Source organism: Methylobacillus rhizosphaerae (assembly GCF_900187985.1).
GTDB classification, from domain to species: Bacteria; Pseudomonadota; Gammaproteobacteria; order Burkholderiales; family Methylophilaceae; genus Methylobacillus; species Methylobacillus rhizosphaerae.
The window spans coordinates 127159-145100 of record NZ_FZOA01000001.1; the positions used below are offsets into that span (position 1 = coordinate 127159).

Genomic DNA, 17942 nt, shown 5'->3' on the forward strand with positions numbered 1-17942 from the left:
AGTGGAGGGTTAAAAGCTGACTCCTGCCTGTTGTGCCTGGTTATCGGCATGATAGGACGAACGCACCATGGGACCGCAGGCGGCATGGGTGAAGCCCATTGCGAGTGCTTGTTGCTCAAATTGGGCAAAGCGTTGCGGCGTGACAAAACGTTTCACTGGCAAATGGTGAGGGCTGGGCTGTAGGTACTGGCCCAATGTCAGCATGGTGACATTATGCGCACGCAAATCACGCATGACGTCGAGAATTTCCTCATCCGTCTCGCCCAGTCCCAGCATCAGGCCAGATTTGGTTGGTACTTCGGGATGCAGTTCACCGAATTCCTTGAGCAGATCCAGTGAGTTCTGATAGTCGGAACCAGGGCGTGCCTCTTTGTACAGGCGCGGCACAGTTTCCAGGTTGTGGTTCATCACATCGGGCGGTGCGGCCTTGAGGATATTGATAGCGCGATCCAGGCGACCGCGGAAGTCTGGTACCAGGATTTCCACCTTGATATTGGGAGAGTGAGTGCGCACTGATGCAATGCAGTCAACAAAATGCTGGGCACCACCGTCCCGCAAGTCATCGCGGTCCACGCTGGTAATCACGACATATTTCAGGCGCATCTGTGCAATGGTACGCCCGAGGTTTTCTGGCTCATTGGTATCAGGAGGCAACGGTTTGCCATGGGAAACATCGCAGAACGGGCAACGGCGCGTGCAGATATCGCCGAGGATCATGAAGGTGGCGGTACCGCCGCTGAAACATTCACCGATATTGGGGCATGATGCTTCTTCGCAGACAGTATGCAGGTTATTGTCGCGCAGCACCTGCTTGATTTCGCGGAAACGCGCGCTGTCCGGCACTTTCATGCGTATCCATTCCGGCTTGCGCATGGCGGGCATCGGGATGATCTTGATCGGGATACGCGCCATTTTCTCGGCGCTGGTTTCCTTGACGCCAGCCACTTTACGGGCGGGCATGGTGATGGCTTCTGTGGATTCTGTCATAAGGTTTGTGGGTCAGAGAGAGTGCCTGACGATAGCCCTAGTATAGCCTAACTGGCGTGACAATTTATCTAGCAGTTGCTGGGCGGCATCTTCAGGGGTCAGTGTGAGGCCAAGATCGCGGGTCTGGGTGACTTGCAGGCCTTGATAACCACAAGGGTCTATGGCGAGAAAAGGCGCGAGATCCATATCGATATTCAATGCCAGGCCATGATAGCTGCGCTGGTGCTTGAGACGCAGGCCCAGTGACGCAATTTTTGCATCATGCACGTAGACGCCGGGGGCATCGGCACGTGCTTGTGCCGGAATATTGTACTCAGCGAGCAACTCAATAATGGAGTTTTCCATCATGCTCACCAGTGAGCGCACACTGATACCCAGGCGCTGGAGGTCAATCAATGCATAAATGATCACCTGACCTGGGCCGTGGTAGGTAATCTTGCCTCCACGATCAACTTCAATCAGAGGGATATCCTGGCGGCTGGGAGGGCGTACTTCCCGGCGGTTCAAACCTAGTGTGTACACTGGCGCATGTTCGGTCAGCCAGAGTTCATCGGCACTTTCCTCTGTGCGCGAGAGTGTATACGCCTGCATGGCCTGCCAAGTGGCGAGATAATCCATGTGCCCCAGTGTACGGATGACCAGGGGCGGAAGTACGCTGCTAGAATGCATTGCCAGGTCCTGCTGTCGTGCTCACAGTACGTATTTGACCTTGGGGTGAGAGGTGAGTGAGCGGTAGATATCGTCGAGCTGCTGTTTTGAGTCTACGCCCACGGTGCAAGTCAGACTGATATATTTGCCACCACTACTTGCACGCATTTCAATCGCCGTTGCATCAAAGTCCGGCAGGTGTTGCTGGACGACAGCCAGAATCAGGTTGGCAAATTCTTCATGTGACTCACCCATGACTTTGATGGGAAAGTCGCAGGGGAATTCCAGCAGTGTTTCTTGGTCATTGGGTTCGTTCGCCATATTCGATTACCTCGGTCTCATTACTTGATTCTTGAAGTCCTGGTACAAGGCGTACATGCGCCTGAATACCGGGCCTGGCCTGCCATCATGCACCGCCTTGCCATCCAGCGATACAACGGCCAGTATTTCCTTTGTGGAAGAGGTCAGCCAGATTTCATCTGCATGCCTCAATTGTGCTTCACTGACTGCGCCAATGCGCAATGGAATGGCGTGATATTCTGCCAATTCCAGTATCACATCATAGGTAATACCCGGCAACATGTGCTGATCTTTGGGCGGTGCCAGCAGTGTACCTTCATGCACTATGAACACATTGCTACTGCTGCCTTCCGTGAGCCATCCATCCCGCAGCATCAGGGTTTCCGCGACGCCATGATCCACAGCTTCCTGGCGCAACAACACATTAGCCAGCAGTGATATAGCCTTTATATTGCAGCGCTGCCAGCGAATATCAAGTGCCGTGATTGCACTGACACCGGAAGCAACCAATTCGGCAGAAGGCGTGGAGAGCGGCATGCTCATGGCAAATACAGTGGGCTCCACGTCTGGTACCGGAAATGCCTGGTCACGCGGCGCTACTCCCCGGGTAACCTGGAGATAAACGGATTGGTCTTTCCAGGCGCGATTTTCCTGTATCAACCTGGTGATCATGGCCTGCCAGCCGGAAAAATCCAGCGGGTTGCGGATGCGTACTGCATCCAGGCTGTGAACGAGCCGGGAAAGGTGTTCTTGCAGCCGGAAGGGCTGGCTGGAATAGACCGGAATGACTTCGTAAATGCCATCACCAAAGATAAAGCCACGATCCAGTACCGGGATCGTGGCTTGTGCCGACGGCATGAATGATCCGTTGAGATAGACGGTGTCATCCATGTGTTGTGGGATTACTCAAACCATAATTTGATACTGTCCAGCATGCGGCCAAATATGCCAGCTGCCTCTACACTCTTGGCAGCGACCAGCTTGTGTTCAGCAATTAATTTGTCATCCAGTGTGAACTGGATAGTGCCGATCTGCTGCCCGGCGCTGACGGGGGCAATCAGAGGCTGTTGGCTGATGACCTTGGCTTTGACGCGAGCATATTCTCCCTTGGGCAATGTCAGGGACAAATCCTTGGCAACAGTTGCCATGACAGTATTCTCAGCACCCTTCCATACCTTGAGGGAACTCACTTCACTACCACGCTTGTAAATGAGTTTGGACTCATAGAACTGGAAACCATAATTCAGCAGCTTCTGGCTTTCTGTCGCACGGGCAGAGTCAGATGGGGCACCCAGTACGATGGAAATCAAGCGGGTATCCCCGCGTTTGGCGGAGGTTACTAGGCAATAGCCTGCACTCTTGGTGTGCCCAGTCTTCATGCCATCGACATAAGGGTCCAGCCACAACAATCGGTTGCGGTTGGGCTGGCTGATCTTGTTATAAGTGTATTCCTTGACTGAATAGAGGCGTTTGTACTCTTCAGGGTAGTCGCGGATCAAGGCGCCAGCCAGCACGGCAAGGTCATGCGCAGTTGTGTAGTGCTGAGGGTCAGGCAGGCCGGTCGCATTGACGAAATGGGAGTCTTTCATTCCCAGTCTCGCAGCTTCCTTGTTCATGAGCTCTGCAAATCCTTCTTCAGAGCCAGCAATGCCTTCTGCCAGTGCGATGGAAGCATCATTGCCTGATTGAATGATCATACCGTGCAGCAGTTCATCCACAGTCACAGGCTTGTTTGGCTCAATAAACATCTTGGAGCCTTCGACTTTCCAGGCTTTGACACTGACAGGCAATGTCTGCGTCAGGGTGAGATGGCCGTTCTTGACCGCCTTGAATGCCAGGTAGGCACTCATGATTTTGGTCAGTGAAGCTGGTTCTACCCGGGAATTGCCATCCTGTTCAGCAATCACACGCTCACTATTGTAGTCATAAAGCTGATATGACTTGACGGCAAGCGTTGGTGGTTGAGGAATATCGGCTGCCTGCGCGCTCAGGTGGCTGGCCAGAAATGTCATTCCTGCCAGCAAGATGGCGGCAGGCTTTGCATGGGTGGAGAAGTAGGACATAAAATCTCTTTGCTTAATTCAAAAAATCAGGGTTCGAATGATGGACTCTGCCAATGTTACTGATACAGCACAATCGTGTTGATATTGAGCGATTGCTTGATTCTTGCCGCAGCAGACTCAGCATCTTGACGGCTGCTGTAAGGCCCCAGGCGCACGCGATAAGTTCCAGCATTATACCAATTCTCTACCTGGACGTTTTCTGCGAGCTGGTTCTGTTGCAGTGTGGCAACCAGGCGCTCTCCATTTTCCTTGATTGAGAATGCACCTACTTGTACATAGGCACCCGAAATGCTCTGGGTGGTAGCCGTTTCATTCATGGCATTGGTCATTGCCAGTGGCGCTGCTTCTACTGGCGCGACAGGCGCCGAGGCAGGTTGTGTTTTCGCTCGAGCTGTAATTGGGTTGCCGTGCTCATCAAGTGCTTCTACGTCCACGACACCGCTGCCTTTTGCTATCAAATCCAGTTTGTAGGCCGCAGCGTAAGAGAGGTCAATCAGCCGGTTATCATGGAAAGGACCGCGGTCATTGATGCGTACGATGACGGATCGACCATTTTCCGGATTGGTGACGCGCACGTAGCTGGGTAATGGCAGAATGGTATGTGCGCCTGTCATGGCATACATATCATAGATTTCGCCACTGGAAGTTTTCTGGCCGTGGTAGCGCTTTCCGTACCATGAGGCAACGCCACGCTGTTTGTAAGGCGTATGGGAAGTCAGTGGCGTGTAGCTGCGCCCGAGGGCGCTATAGGGGCGATTGGCACGTGGCAGCGGGGTTTCTGCGCGTGGGACGGCATTGGGAATGCTGTCTATATTGGTGGGAGGATTGTCACCGGGGCCATCGTCCAGATAATACCCTCCTTTTTTAGGAGCTGGTTTTTGTGTGCTGGTCCCCGATTTTCCTGTTTCGGGTTTGACGCTTGTGCCGCCGCCGCAGGCAATGAGGGTCAGGGCAAGGATGCTGGGAATCAGGTTGCGGATAAATTTCATTGATGTCTACAGGCTAGTATGGCCGCCTGCCTCACTCCTTTCCTACGATGTAACAAGTTTCTTGTGAGTATGAATGCTCATGAGTATGCCAAAGCTGATCAACAGAGTAACCAGGGATGTGCCGCCGTAGCTGATCAGGGGGAGTGGCACGCCCACAACAGGCAGAATACCACTGACCATGCCGATGTTGACAAATGCATAGGTGAAAAATGTCAGGGTGATGCTGCCGGCAAGCAGGCGACAGAATGTGTTGGGGGCTTGTGCTGCAATGACCAGGCCGCGCCCGATAATAATGGAGAACAATACGATCAGCAGGATATTGCCCAGTAATCCGAATTCTTCACCAAATACGGCAAAAATGAAGTCAGTCGTGCGTTCTGGCAGGAAGTCGAGCTGGGATTGAGTGCCGTTCAGCCATCCCTTGCCTGCAAGTCCCCCTGATCCGAGAGCAATGCTGGCCTGTATCGTATGGTAGCCGGCACCTAAGGGGTCCTGGTAAGGGTCGAACAGGATTTCAATGCGCCGGCGCTGGTAATCGTGCAGCATGGTCCAGAGAATGGGAGCCATGATGCCTATGCTGGCCGCGGCTCCGATCAGCAGGCGCCAGCTCAGGCCAGCAAGGAATAGGACATAGAAACCCGATGCGGCAATCATGAGTGAGGTGCCAAGGTCCGGCTGTTTCATGATCAATAGCACCGGTACGGCAAGCAGCAGGGCACCGACAACGTGGTCCCTGAATGAAATCACGGATTCACGATGGGCAAAATACCAGGCCAGCAACATGGGAACGGCGATCTTCATTAATTCCGATGGCTGGATTTTGGCGACTCCTATATGCAACCAGCGCCTGGCACCGTGACTGATTTCACCAAACAGGGCAACGGAGATCAACAGCAAGACACCAACGGCATACGCAGGCACAGCAATGCGCTGCAGTACCTGGGGAGGAACGTTGGCTGCAATCCACATCAGGCTGACAGCAATGCTGATGTTGACCATTTGTGAGCTGATCCTGCTGATATCCTGGCCTGATGCACTGTAAAGAATGCATAAGGCAACGATCATGGTGATAATCAGGCTGGTCATCAGGAAGCCATCGATATGGCGGATGATGGGTTTCAGTAACTTATTCATCGTGCGTGTGCTCCTCGGGCGTAGCAGGTGCTCCCACGTTGGTATCTTCTACTGCTGGCCTGGCTGAAGCAGGTTCCTTGCCCAGCAGGTAATAATCCATGACCCTGCGGGCGATTGGGCCTGCGGTGGAGCCGCCATGGCGCCCGTTTTCGACAATCACGGCAACGGCAATCCTCGGTGCTTCAGCGGGGGCGTAGGTGATGAACAAGGCGTGGTCAAGATGGCGTTCAGCCAGCTTGCTCTCGTTATATTTCTCATTCTGCTTGATACCGACGACCTGGGCAGTCCCGGTCTTGGACGCCATGAGGTATTCGCTGTCCGCACCCAGACGGGCGGCAGTGCCGCCGGGCAGGGTCACATCCATCATGCCTTGCTTCACGATTTCAATATTCTTGGGATTCAGTGCAATCTGGTCAACTACCTGTAATGGTACAGGGTGGGTTTTGCCTCCCTTGTTTTCCTGGATGGCTGTTACCAGGTGGGGGCGCATGGCTTTGCCATTGTTGGCAAGAATGGCGGTGGCATGGGCCAGCTGCATGGGGGTAGTCAGTGTATAGCCCTGGCCGATGCCCACGATGACAGTTTCTCCCGGGAACCACTTCTGCTTGAAACGGCGCCCTTTCCATTCTGGTGTGGGAAGCAGACCGCTTTTCTCGCCACGGATATCGATACCTGATGGTTTGCCGAAACCAAAATGACTGACAAAGGAAGTCAGCTTCTCTATTCCCAATTCCACGGCCAGCCCGTAGAAAAATGTATCGCATGACACTGCAATTGCCTTGCGTACATCGACTATGCCATGGCCACCGACCCGCCAGTCACGATAGCGGTGGGTATTGCCAGGCAAAGTGAAATAGCCGGAATCCACAATGCTGAACGGAGGCGCACGTTTGCCGGCCTCCAGCCCTGCCAGCGCCACGAAAGGCTTGAAGGTGGAGCCTGGTGGATAAACGCCCTGCAGGGGGCGGTTGACCATGGGAGTATCCAGGGATTCGTTGAGTTCCTTCCAGTTTTCGGTATCGATTCCGTCCACGAACAAGTTGGGATCAAAACCTGGCCGGCTGACATAAGCCAGTACTTCACCTGTGCTGGGCTCAATCGCCACCAGTGCGCCCCGGTAGTTGCCAAAGGCTTCTTCGGCAATATGTTGCAATTTGCTGTCTATGGACAGGATTAGGTTATTGCCTGGAATGGGGGCTGTACTGGACAGCACCCTGACCGCATGGCCGCCAGCATCTGTTTCAACTTGCTGGAAGCCGGTGACGCCATGCAGCTGGGATTCGTAATACTGCTCCAGGCCGCTCTTGCCAATATGGTCGGAACCCTTGTAATTGGACAGGCTGCCGGATTCCTTCAGGTTTTCCAGGTCACGGTCGTTTATGCGTCCAATATAGCCGATAGTATGTGAGGCCAGCTTGCCTTGGGGATATTGTCTAAACAGGCGGGAGCGGATTTCGACACCAGGAAGACGGAAGCGGTGTACTGCAATCTTGGCCGCTTCCAACTCATTCAGGTGGGTGCGGATGGGGACACTTTCAAAACTATGTGTCTGGGCACGTAGTTTCTTGAAACGTTTGCGGTCACTGGCGCTGACTTCAATCAGTTGCGCCAGCTCATCAATCGTTTCATCGACAGTCGTCGCGACCTTGGCCGGCGTGATTTCCAGCGTATAGACAAAAGAGTTCTGTGCCAGCACTACGCCATTTCTGTCGAGAATCAGGCCTCGATTGGGCACGATGGGAACCAGCGAGATACGGTTGTTCTCGGCCATGGTCTGGAAGTGATCATACTTGAAGTACTGTAGATAGGCGAAGCGCGCAATGAGGATGCCGAAACACACGATGACCAGCAGTGCACCTGTGGCCAGGCGGATGCGGAAATCATATTTTTCCCGCGAGTAATTCTTTAATTCTGAACGTGACCGCATAGAGAGGATCAGTTCCGGCTGGAGTGGCTGACAATGGTGAAGGGTGACAGCATCATGAACAGCCACAACAGGATGCCGGTAATGCTGGGCAGAAAGTACTGCCAGCCAAATAATTCACCACCCGCAAAAACCTTCATGATCAATGTAGTCAGCTGGGCGAGCAACAGCAGCAGGAACACGTAACCAGCCTGTTGCCATATATCGAACAATGCCAGCCGACGTTGATAGGTGACTGCAATATAGGAAGTCAGGGTATAGGCCAGTGCAAACTGGCCGAACAGACCGCCGGAGATCAAGTCCATGAGAATGCCGGCAAACCATGCGGTACCGATATTGCATAAGTGCGGCGCACGCAGAGTCCAGTAAAGGATGGTAAGCAGCAGGAACTCCGGGCGCAGTATGAGTGATATGCCGGACCATGGCAAAAGCTGGCATAACAATGCCAGCAGCAGTGACAGGTAGACAGGTTTTGAGCTAATTGTTGCCATGGCGTTTGGGGGTGACAGCCTTTTTATTACGTGGAGATGCTACATTTTGCTGAGGATCAGGGTTCTGCAGCGTATTGCTGTCTGCTGGACGGTCCACCTTGGGAATGCTCACGAGTAACAGTTGTTTATGGTTTTCAATGCCAGCCAACGGCTTGGCGATGATATGTGCAAATGGTGTGTCTGTATTGGTATCCACATGGGTGACTTCTGCGACCGCCAGACCTGTCGGGTAAATACCATCTATCCCGGACGTGATGAGCTTGTCACCGACACGGATATCCACGTTGGTGGGTAGTGAAGGCAGTTCTATCATGGCGTCATGGCCACGACCAAAAGCAATGGCGCGCAGGCCATTACGTTCTACCAGCACAGGCACAGACAGTCCCTTATCCGTAATCAGCGTGACTTCACTACTGAACGGATAGACCCTGGTGACCTGTCCGATAATGGCTACTTCGTCAATGACAGCCTGCCCGGCCACGATATTCTGCCGTGAACCCAGATTGACCACGACTTTATGCGTAAATGGGTCGCGGCCCATATGCAGGATTTCAGCCAGGCGCGCGGGCTGACTGGATAGCTGGGCTGCCCCCAGCAGCTTGCGCAAGCGCTCGTTCTCGACTTCCAGTGTCTTGTAGCGTTGCAATTCGGCAGCATGCTTCAGGGCCTGGCTGCGCAGGACGCTGTTTTCATGCACTACGCTGGTTTGGGTATGAAAATATGCGCCCACATTCTGTATCAGGTTGCGAGGCGCGTTGGCAATCAATTGCAGGGGATGCGCGAGGGCCAGGAAGCCTTGGCGTACTTCTGTCAGATAATTGAGTTTTGCATCCGTGGCCAGCAATACCAGGGAAAGCAGGGAAAACAACAGCAAGCGAGCAGCCGGACTGGGGCCACGGACAAAGAAGCCAGTGTGGTGTTGGTGTTCTATGGCGCGTGGCATCGGGAGTTCAGGTGTGAGTCTGGGTTGTTAAGGGCAAGCTGTAAAAATATTGTAACAGTAACATTCCAGCCAATAAAAACAGGCCACTGTGACATGGCCTGTTTCCTGTTGCTGTCTTTTTACCTTATTCGTAGGCGAATACATTGCCCAGTTTGTCCATTTCTTCCAGCGCGCGGCCACAGCCACGTGCAACGCAGCTCAATGGGTCTTCCGCAACAATCACTGGTAGGCCGGTTTCTTCCAGCAGCAGGCGATCAAGATCCCGCAACAGGGCGCCACCACCGGTCAGCACCATGCCTTTTTCGGCAATATCCGCGCCCAGCTCAGGAGGTGTTTGCTCCAGTGCGGATTTCACTGCGCCTACAATGGCATTGAGTGGCTCTGTCAGGGCTTCCAGGATTTCATTGCTGGAAATGGTGAACTTGCGTGGCAGGCCTTCGGCAAGATTGCGGCCCGTGACTTCCAGTTCCAGTACTTCGGAACCGGGGAATGCAGAGCCGATCTGCTTCTTGATCAATTCTGCGGTAGGTTCGGAAATCTGCATGCCGTAATTGCGGCGGATGTAATCGATGATGGCCTGATCAAACTTGTCCCCGCCAACGCGCTCGGACTTGGCGTAAACAATACCGCCCAGGGAGATCACGCCAACTTCTGTAGTACCACCACCAATATCCACTACCATGGAGCCAGTGGCTTCAGCCACAGGCATGTTGGCACCGATGGCAGCTGCCATCGGTTCTTCGATCAGGTAGACACGGCGGGCGCCAGCCATTTCGGCAGATTCCTTGATCGCACGGCGTTCCACTTGAGTTGAGCCAACCGGTACGCAGATAATAATGCGTGGATTGGGACTGAACAGGCGGGATTCATGAATTTTGCGGATGAAATGCTTGAGCATTTGCTCAGTAATCGTGAAGTCGGCAATCACGCCATCCTTCATCGGGCGGATAGCCGTGATGTTGCCGGGAGCACGGCCCAGCATACGCTTGGCCTCCAGGCCGACGGCCAGCAGGGTTTTCTTGCCAGTGGGACCACCTTCCTGGCGAATGGCAACAACGGAAGGTTCATCAAGGACGATGCCTTTGCCACGCACATAAATCAGTGTATTGGCTGTGCCAAGGTCAATGGCAAGATCGTTGGAGAAATAGCTGTTTAAAAGACCGAACATTATTAGTATCCTGACAGGCTGCCGCGGGCCATGCTGGCCTTGTTATCGCGGCTGAAGATGTGCGTAAAATCAAGTTATAATACCTGATATTGCCTGGAATTTTAAGATTTGGATTGGATAAATGTCACTCAACACACATGATGTTAAACGGATTGCGCATCTGGCGCGGATCGCCATTAGCGAAGAAGAGGCGGAAGCGACACTGGTGAAGCTTTCTGGAATCCTCGGCATGATAGAGGAAATGCAAGCTGTGGATACCTCCGGGATCGTGCCCATGTCGCACTCCCAGGATGTGACCCAGCGATTGCGTGAGGATGCAGTGACGGAAAGCAACCAGCGTGAACTGCTGCAGTCCATTGCTCCAGCCGTGGAAAACGGCCTGTATCTCGTCCCCCAAGTTATCGAGTAAGTCTACATGATTAACCATAGCCTGAAGCACCTGGCCAGTATGCTGACCAGCAAGGAAGTGTCCAGCGTCGAGTTGACGCAGGAATACCTCAACCGCATTGCCCGCCTGAATCCAGAGATCAATGCTTATATCACTGTTGATACGGAGTTGAGTCTGGCTCAGGCACGTGCTGCCGATCAGCGTATCGCCAATGGTGATGCCGGACCATTGACGGGTATCCCGATTGCACAGAAGGATATTTTCTGTGCCAAGGGCTGGAAGACCACCTGTGGGTCAAAAATGCTGGAAACCTTTATTGCACCTTATGATGCAGGGATAGTTGAGCATTTCAATGCGGCCGGCGCCGTGAATCTGGGCAAGACCAATATGGATGAGTTCGCGATGGGTTCATCCAACGAGACTTCCTATTTCGGCAAGGTGCAGAATCCATGGGACAGGACACGCGTACCTGGCGGTAGTTCTGGTGGTAGTGCAGCTGCGGTGGCAGCACGTCTTTGCGCTGCAGCAACGGGTACTGATACTGGGGGTTCAATCCGCCAACCTGCATCCTTGTGTGGTCTTTCCGGCCTCAAGCCAACCTATGGCCTGACTTCCCGTTACGGCATGATTGCCTTTGCTTCCAGCCTGGATCAGGCTGGTCCTATGGCGCATTCATGCGAGGATATGGCCATCATGATGAATGCGATGACGGGATTTGACCAGCGTGATTCCACCAGTCTGCAACGTGAGAAGGAAGACTACACGCGCGATCTTGGCAAGCCGTTGGCGGGACTGCGGGTCGGCTTACCTAAGGAGTATTTCGCCGAAGGTCTGGATGCCGGGGTGGCGAAGGTCATCGAGGCGGCGGTGGACGAATACCGCAAATTGGGTGCGGAAATTGTCGAAATCAGTCTGCCCAATACCATGCTATCCATTCCTGTCTACTATGTGCTCGCACCTGCTGAGGCTTCCAGTAATCTATCGCGTTATGACGGTGTGCGCTTCGGTCATCGCGCCGCTGAGTACGATGACCTCATGGATATGTACTGTAAGAGCCGTGCTGAAGGCTTTGGTGCTGAAGTGAAGCGCCGTATCCTCATCGGTACCTACGTGCTGAGCGCCGGCTATTACGATGCTTATTACCTCAAGGCGCAGCAGATCCGCCGCCTGATTGCTGAGGATTTTGCCAAGGCTTTTGAGCAGTGCGACCTGATTCTTGGGCCGACAGCACCTTCCACTGCATTCAAGGCGGGCGAGAAGGCGGATGATCCCGTGTCCATGTATTTGCAGGATATCTATACCATTGCGGTCAATCTCGCCGGATTGCCTGGCATGAGCATCCCGGCAGGGTTTGCACCTGCTGCAGATGGCAAGGAGCTACCCGTGGGCTTGCAGGTGATCGGCAATTATTTCGATGAAGCGCGCATGCTCAACGCAGGACATGCCTATCAACAAGTCACAGACTGGCACACCCGCATGCCAGAGGGGATTGCATAATGAGTAGTTGGGAAGTCGTCATCGGGCTGGAGACACATGTCCAGCTCAATACCAAATCCAAGATTTTTTCTGGCAGCAGTATTGCTTTTGGCGCAGAGCCCAATACCCAGGCCAATGTGGTCGATATTGCCCTGCCTGGCGTATTGCCAGTGTTGAACAAGGAGGCCGTGCAATGCGCGATCCGCTTTGGCCTGGCTGTCAATGCCGAGATTGCGCCACGCTCGGTGTTCGCGCGTAAGAACTACTTCTATCCCGATCTGCCCAAGGGCTACCAGATCAGCCAGTATGAGCTGCCTGTCGTCGGCAAGGGCACACTGACTATCGAAGTCGGTGATAGCGAGAAAATCATCAATATCACCCGCGCCCACCTTGAGGAAGACGCGGGAAAATCCGTGCACGGCGCCAGCCCAGGTCAATCCGGCATCGACCTCAACCGCGCGGGCACGCCCTTGCTGGAAATCGTTACCGAGCCTGACATGCGTTCAGCTGCCGAAGCGGTGGCCTATGCGCGCAAGCTGCATGAGCTGGTGCAATGGATCAACATCTGCGATGGCAACATGCAGGAAGGCAGCTTTCGCTGCGACGTCAACGTTTCCGTGCGTCGCAAGGGTGAAGAAAAATTTGGCACCCGCCGCGAGATCAAGAACCTCAACTCCTTCCGTTTCATGCAGCAGGCTATCGAGTACGAAACCCGCTGGCAGATCGAGACGCTGGAAGATGGCGGCAAGATCGAGCAGGCCACTGTGCTGTTCAATCCCGACACCGGCGAAACCCGCGCCATGCGCAGCAAGGAAGAAGCCAACGATTACCGCTACTTCCCCGATCCCGACCTGCTGCCGCTGGCTGTTTCCGCTGCGGATATTGATGTTATCCGCGCCACTTTGCCTGAACTACCTTCCGCAATGAAGGCGCGTTTCGAGCGTGAGCATGGCTTGTCGACTTACGATGCTGGCGCATTGACTGCCTCGCGTGCGATTGCCGATTATTTCACGGCAACCCTGCAAGTATTCGGCGGCGAAGCCAAACTGGCCGCCAACTGGGTCATGGGTAATGTCAGTGCCAAGCTCAATGAGGAAGGTCGTGTCATTGCTGATGCGCCGGTTTCTCCTGCGCTGCTGGCCGGCCTGCTCAAGCGCATTGCCGACAATACCATCTCCAGCAAGATCGCCAAGGATGTGTTCGAAGCGATGTGGGCAGGCGAGGGCGATGCTGATGCCATCATTGAGCGCAAGGGCCTCAAGCAGGTGACGGATACCGGTGCGATCGAGGCAATTGTCGATGAAGTCCTGGCCGCCAATGCCGCCATGGTGGAAGAGTTCCGCGCAGGCAAGGACAAGGCATTCAATGCGCTGGTGGGCCAAACCATGAAAGCATCCAAGGGCAAGGCTAATCCCGCCCAGGTCAACGAAATCCTCAAACGCAAGCTGGCTGGTTAAAATCGAGTCAGTATTGGGCAGAGTGCAATGCCAGGTGCAAGCCTGGCATTTTTATTTCTGCACGTAGTTCTCAGGTGTTGTTTGATGCAGGATGGTGGCGATGTATTGCCAGTCTGCCAATTTGCGCGCACGCGGGATGGAAGCGTTGGCTGGGCTGGTGGACGGTAAGCGGTGATAATGCAGGCCAGCAGGCAGGGACTGGTGTTTCAGCACGTGGCGGCGGAATGCCTGCTCCGCTTTGCTGCCATTGAAGAAAATATGCCGGATGCCGGGGAATTGTTGCAACAAAGTGCTGAAATCATTGGCGATGATGGAGACTTCTTCTATGTCACTGTCCAGGCTGCCGGTACGGAAACACTCCTGTAATACATCCCAGAGACCAACGCCGTGCTGGTTCAGCAGTGCAAGCCTGTCCTGATAGACAGGAGTCTCCGGCATGGAAAGCGTGGTGCGGATGAACGGCCAGAACAGGTTTTGCGGATGGGCATAGTATTGCTGCATTTCCAGCGAACGCCTGCCGGGCATGGAACCCAGGATCAATACCCGGCAGTTGGCGCTGATGGCTGGAGGAAAGCTGTGAACCAGCATGATGTATCGCGATGTGCTTTATTCCACGCCGCGTTTATTCGACACCGTAAGTCGTGCGGTAGGCTGCAATTGCAGCGCGGTATTGCGCGAGTTCGCTATTTTGGTCGAGATAGGCAATCAGGGCGTGCAGGTTGGCGATGCTGATCACTGGTAACTGATGCTGCTGCTCCACTTCCTGTACCGCAGATAATGCGCCAAGGCCGCGCTCCTGGCGGTCGAGTGCAATGGCAACGCCGCAGGGAGTGGCACCGCTGGTGGAAATGATATTGACCGACTCGCGTACAGAAGTACCGGCGGAAATGACATCATCCACAATCAGCACGCGGCCTTGCAGCGGTGCGCCAACGATGGTGCCGCCCTCGCCATGATCCTTGGCTTCCTTGCGGTTAAAGGCGTAGGGGACATTGAGGCCCTGACGTGCCAGAGCAATGACGATGCTGGCTGCCAGGGTGATACCTTTATAGGCCGGGCCGAACAGCATATCGAACTGTACCCCGGAGCGCAGGATGGTGGCAGCATAGAATTCGCCAAGGCGCATCAGGCTTTCTCCATCATTGAATAAACCGGCATTGAAGAAGTAGGGACTGAGGCGGCCAGCCTTGGTTGTGAACTCGCCGAAACGTAAAACCTGCTTTTGGATGGCGAATTGGATAAAATCTTGCGTTGAATCTGACATGATGAATGAAGAAAGGTTGTAGTCTTGCGTATTATATCCCTGAATCTCAATGGCATTCGCTCTGCCAGCAGCAAAGGTTTTTATCCATGGATGCAGCAGCAACAGGCTGACATTATCTGCCTGCAGGAGTTGAAAGCGCAGGAATCCAACATGACAGCAGAAATGCTGCAACCTGAAGGCTATTTCGGTTATTTCCATTATGCCGAGAAAAAAGGTTACAGTGGTGTGGGTATTTACTCACGCGCCAAGGCAGATGCAGTCATCGTGGGACTGGGGATGGCAGATATCGATAGCGAGGGACGCTATCTGGAGGCACGTTATGGCAATCTCAGTGTGGTGTCACTTTACCTGCCTTCCGGTTCGAGCGGGGAAGAACGTCAGGCGTTCAAGTTCAGTGTCATGGCGCGCTTCATGCCGCATCTGGAATCCTTGATTCGTGAAGGACGCGACGTGGTGGTTTGCGGCGACTGGAATATCGCGCATCAGGAAGCTGATCTCAAGAATTGGAAAGGCAATCGCAAGAATTCCGGCTTCCTGCCGGAAGAGCGCGCCTGGTTGACCGATTTGTTTGGCCGCGTGGGATGGGTGGATGTTTATCGGGCATTGCATCCTGATACCACGGATGATTGTTATACCTGGTGGAGCAGCCGCGGGCAGGCTTGGGCCAAGAACGTGGGTTGGCGCATCGATTACCAGATTGCCACACCGGCATTTGCTGCAAAAGCAGTGAGTGCTTCCATATACAAGGATGAAAGATTCAGTGATCATGCCCCGCTCAGCGTGGATTACCAATAGTCATTTGACAAGTCAGGATATGCAATGATCAAGCAAGGCTGGGGGGCTACCTTCAGGGCGGTGGCAAGCGGACGCATGCTGGTGGCGTTGATGATGGGGTTTGCCTCAGGTTTGCCGCTGTTGCTGACAGGGTCCACCATGCAAGCCTGGCTCAGGGAATCCGGCGTTGACCTGGCCACGATAGGGGCGGCAGCTATCATTGGCTTGCCTTATACGCTGAAATTTCTCTGGGCGCCCCTGTTTGATCGTTACACCATGCCACTGTTGGGACGTCGCCGCGGTTGGCTGGCGTTGAGCCAGGCTGCACTGGTGCTGGCTTTGCTGGCACTCAGTGTCAGCGATCCCGCTGCCAGTCTGTGGGGTGTAGCGCTGGCGGCGTTACTGGTCACTTTCTTTTCGGCCTCACAGGATATCGTGATTGATGCTTATCGGCGCGAGAGCCTGTCAGACCAGGAGCTTGGCCTGGGTTCTGCCATGTTCGTCAATGGCTATCGTGTTGGTATGTTGTTGGCTGGAGGTGGCGGTCTGATATTGGCAGACCTGCTGACATTCTCCGGCATGTATCAGTTGATGGCCTTGCTCATGGGCTTGTGCATTATGGTGACGCTTGCTGCTCCTGAGCCTGGAAAAGCGGCCGGTAGCCCGCGTAACCTGAGGCAGGCTGTCATTGAACCTTTCATGGAATTCTTCAAGCGTCCCGAGGCGATAGCTATCCTAACTTTTATCCTGCTCTACAAGCTTGGGGATACGCTGGCCTCAGCCATTAATGTGCCGTTCTATCTTGACCTGGGGTTCAGCAAGAGTGAAATCGGCGCAGTTGCCAAACTGTTTGGCTTCTGGGCCACCTTGATCGGCGGGACGCTGGGCGGTATCTGGATATTGCGTATTGGTTTGTACCGTTCCCTGTGGATATTCGGTTTCCTGCAGATGGCGTCCACTTTCGGTTTTGTCCTGCTGGCCCAGGTGGGAAACAATCTGCCCATGCTGACCGGGGTGATTGCGGTCGAGAATTTTACTGGTGGGCTGGGTACAGCAGCTTTTGTCGGTTTCATGGGAGCCATGACAGACCGGCGTTTCACGGCAACTCAATATGCTTTGCTATCAAGCCTCATGGGTGTGCCGCGTGTGATCTTGTCGGCGCCTACAGGATGGATGGCAGATGAAATGGGTTGGACAGTGTTTTTCCTGTTATGCACAGTACTGGCGATTCCCGGCTTGTTGATGATCCGTCGTTTCAAGGACTGGGAACATGCCTGAGCTCAGCCTGTTTGCCGCCTTGCTGGTCGGGTTGCTTGGTGGCGGACATTGTGTGGGGATGTGCGGAGGAATTGTCGGGGCCGTGAGCATGAGCATGCCGGGCAGTCGTCCGCAATGGCGCTTGCTGCTGGCCTATAACCTGGGACGTATCACGAGCTACACGCTCGCGGGTATCGTCGCGGGTGCGCTGGGTGCCAGCAGTTTCTTTCTGCAGCGCCTGGTGCCGGTTGGCGAAGGATTGTATGTACTCGCTAACATTATGTTGATCCTGCTGGGGCTGTACCTGGCCAATATCTGGCATGGCGTGATCATGCTGGAGCGCATGGGGGGCATGCTCTGGCGACGCTTGCAACCGTTCAGCAAACGCTGGCTGCCAGTGCGTACCATTACACAGGCCGGCATGTTGGGCATGATATGGGGCTGGTTGCCTTGCGGCATGGTCTATAGTGTCCTGATTGCCGCTCTGGCCACCGGTAGTCCGGCGCAGGGCGGTTTGCTGATGCTGGCATTTGGAGTGGGCACCTTGCCTACCTTGCTGACCATGGGCATGGCATCGGTACGCCTGAAAGCCTGGTTGCAGCATATCTGGATCAGGCGGGTCAGTGGTGTGTTAGTGCTTACATTCGGCATTGTTGGCTTGCTGCGTCTGTGGTGGTGA

The 17942-nt window shown here is 54.2% G+C and carries 19 protein-coding genes; 6 read left to right on the forward strand and 13 right to left on the reverse strand.

Going from position 1 to position 17942, the window contains the following annotated elements:
- Positions 1-9: 9 nt before the first annotated feature.
- From lipA to CHB59_RS00650, 11 genes are all read right to left on the reverse strand, one after another.
- Positions 10-987, reverse strand: coding sequence for a lipoyl synthase (lipA, locus tag CHB59_RS00600; RefSeq protein ID WP_089374288.1), 978 nt, complete (start codon positions 985-987; stop codon positions 10-12).
- Positions 988-999: 12 nt separating this feature from the next.
- Positions 1000-1656 carry a lipoyl(octanoyl) transferase LipB gene (lipB, locus tag CHB59_RS00605; protein WP_089374289.1) on the reverse strand — a complete coding sequence of 219 codons (657 nt, stop codon included), beginning with the start codon at positions 1654-1656 and terminating at the stop codon, positions 1000-1002.
- 21 nt (positions 1657-1677) lie between these two features.
- Positions 1678-1956 carry an HP0495 family protein gene (locus tag CHB59_RS00610; RefSeq protein WP_089374290.1) on the reverse strand — a complete coding sequence of 93 codons (279 nt, stop codon included), beginning with the start codon at positions 1954-1956 and terminating at the stop codon, positions 1678-1680.
- Between the two features lie 6 nt (positions 1957-1962).
- A complete protein-coding gene (locus tag CHB59_RS00615) occupies positions 1963-2826 on the reverse strand; it encodes a D-amino acid aminotransferase (RefSeq protein ID WP_089374291.1) in 864 nt (287 codons plus the stop codon).
- 11 nt (positions 2827-2837) lie between these two features.
- A complete protein-coding gene (locus tag CHB59_RS00620) occupies positions 2838-3947 on the reverse strand; it encodes a D-alanyl-D-alanine carboxypeptidase family protein (RefSeq protein ID WP_089374594.1) in 1110 nt (369 codons plus the stop codon).
- 107 nt (positions 3948-4054) lie between these two features.
- The gene (locus CHB59_RS00625; RefSeq protein ID WP_089374292.1) at positions 4055-4987 is read right to left on the reverse strand and encodes a septal ring lytic transglycosylase RlpA family protein; all 933 of its coding nucleotides are present in this window, start codon (positions 4985-4987) and stop codon (positions 4055-4057) included.
- Positions 4988-5029: 42 nt separating this feature from the next.
- Positions 5030-6121: a rod shape-determining protein RodA gene (gene rodA, locus CHB59_RS00630; protein WP_089374293.1), complete on the reverse strand. Its 1092-nt coding sequence runs from the start codon at positions 6119-6121 to the stop codon at positions 5030-5032.
- A complete protein-coding gene (gene mrdA / locus CHB59_RS00635; RefSeq protein WP_089374294.1) occupies positions 6114-8048 on the reverse strand; it encodes a penicillin-binding protein 2 in 1935 nt (644 codons plus the stop codon). The genes rodA and mrdA overlap by 8 nt, the downstream gene beginning before the upstream one ends.
- 8 nt (positions 8049-8056) lie before the next feature.
- The gene (mreD, locus tag CHB59_RS00640; protein WP_089374295.1) at positions 8057-8536 is read right to left on the reverse strand and encodes a rod shape-determining protein MreD; all 480 of its coding nucleotides are present in this window, start codon (positions 8534-8536) and stop codon (positions 8057-8059) included.
- Entirely contained in the window at positions 8523-9479 is a 957-nt protein-coding gene (gene mreC, locus CHB59_RS00645; RefSeq protein ID WP_089374296.1) for a rod shape-determining protein MreC, read from the reverse strand. The genes mreD and mreC overlap by 14 nt, the downstream gene beginning before the upstream one ends.
- A 124-nt stretch (positions 9480-9603) precedes the next feature.
- Positions 9604-10647: a rod shape-determining protein gene (locus CHB59_RS00650; protein WP_089374297.1), complete on the reverse strand. Its 1044-nt coding sequence runs from the start codon at positions 10645-10647 to the stop codon at positions 9604-9606.
- 121 nt (positions 10648-10768) lie between these two features.
- Between CHB59_RS00650 and gatC the strand changes: the two genes are divergently transcribed.
- From gatC to gatB, 3 genes are read left to right on the forward strand one after another with little or no spacing between them, the layout of a single operon-like run.
- Positions 10769-11056, forward strand: coding sequence for an Asp-tRNA(Asn)/Glu-tRNA(Gln) amidotransferase subunit GatC (gatC, locus tag CHB59_RS00655; RefSeq protein ID WP_089374298.1), 288 nt, complete (start codon positions 10769-10771; stop codon positions 11054-11056).
- 6 nt (positions 11057-11062) lie between these two features.
- Positions 11063-12532, forward strand: coding sequence for an Asp-tRNA(Asn)/Glu-tRNA(Gln) amidotransferase subunit GatA (gene gatA, locus CHB59_RS00660; RefSeq protein WP_089374299.1), 1470 nt, complete (start codon positions 11063-11065; stop codon positions 12530-12532).
- The gene (gene gatB, locus CHB59_RS00665) at positions 12532-13968 is read left to right on the forward strand and encodes an Asp-tRNA(Asn)/Glu-tRNA(Gln) amidotransferase subunit GatB (protein WP_089374300.1); all 1437 of its coding nucleotides are present in this window, start codon (positions 12532-12534) and stop codon (positions 13966-13968) included. Before gatA ends, gatB begins: the two co-directional genes overlap by 1 nt.
- A gap of 51 nt (positions 13969-14019) precedes the next feature.
- Here the strand turns inward: gatB and CHB59_RS00670 are convergent, their stop codons facing one another.
- Entirely contained in the window at positions 14020-14556 is a 537-nt protein-coding gene (locus CHB59_RS00670; RefSeq protein ID WP_218816183.1) for a DNA-deoxyinosine glycosylase, read from the reverse strand.
- Between the two features lie 34 nt (positions 14557-14590).
- Positions 14591-15232 (reverse strand): orotate phosphoribosyltransferase, encoded by a 642-nt coding sequence (pyrE, locus tag CHB59_RS00675; protein WP_089374302.1) that lies wholly within the window; start codon positions 15230-15232, stop codon positions 14591-14593.
- 24 nt (positions 15233-15256) lie between these two features.
- On the opposite strand from pyrE, the gene CHB59_RS00680 reads away from it, so the two are divergent.
- The 3 genes from CHB59_RS00680 to CHB59_RS00690 are packed head-to-tail and all read left to right on the forward strand — an operon-like array spanning position 15257 to position 17942.
- A complete protein-coding gene (locus CHB59_RS00680; protein WP_089374303.1) occupies positions 15257-16027 on the forward strand; it encodes an exodeoxyribonuclease III in 771 nt (256 codons plus the stop codon).
- 24 nt (positions 16028-16051) lie between these two features.
- Positions 16052-17284, forward strand: coding sequence for an AmpG family muropeptide MFS transporter (locus CHB59_RS00685; RefSeq protein ID WP_089374304.1), 1233 nt, complete (start codon positions 16052-16054; stop codon positions 17282-17284).
- Positions 17277-17942, forward strand: a complete 666-nt coding sequence (locus CHB59_RS00690) for a sulfite exporter TauE/SafE family protein (protein ID WP_089374305.1) — start codon at positions 17277-17279, stop codon at positions 17940-17942. The genes CHB59_RS00685 and CHB59_RS00690 overlap by 8 nt, the downstream gene beginning before the upstream one ends.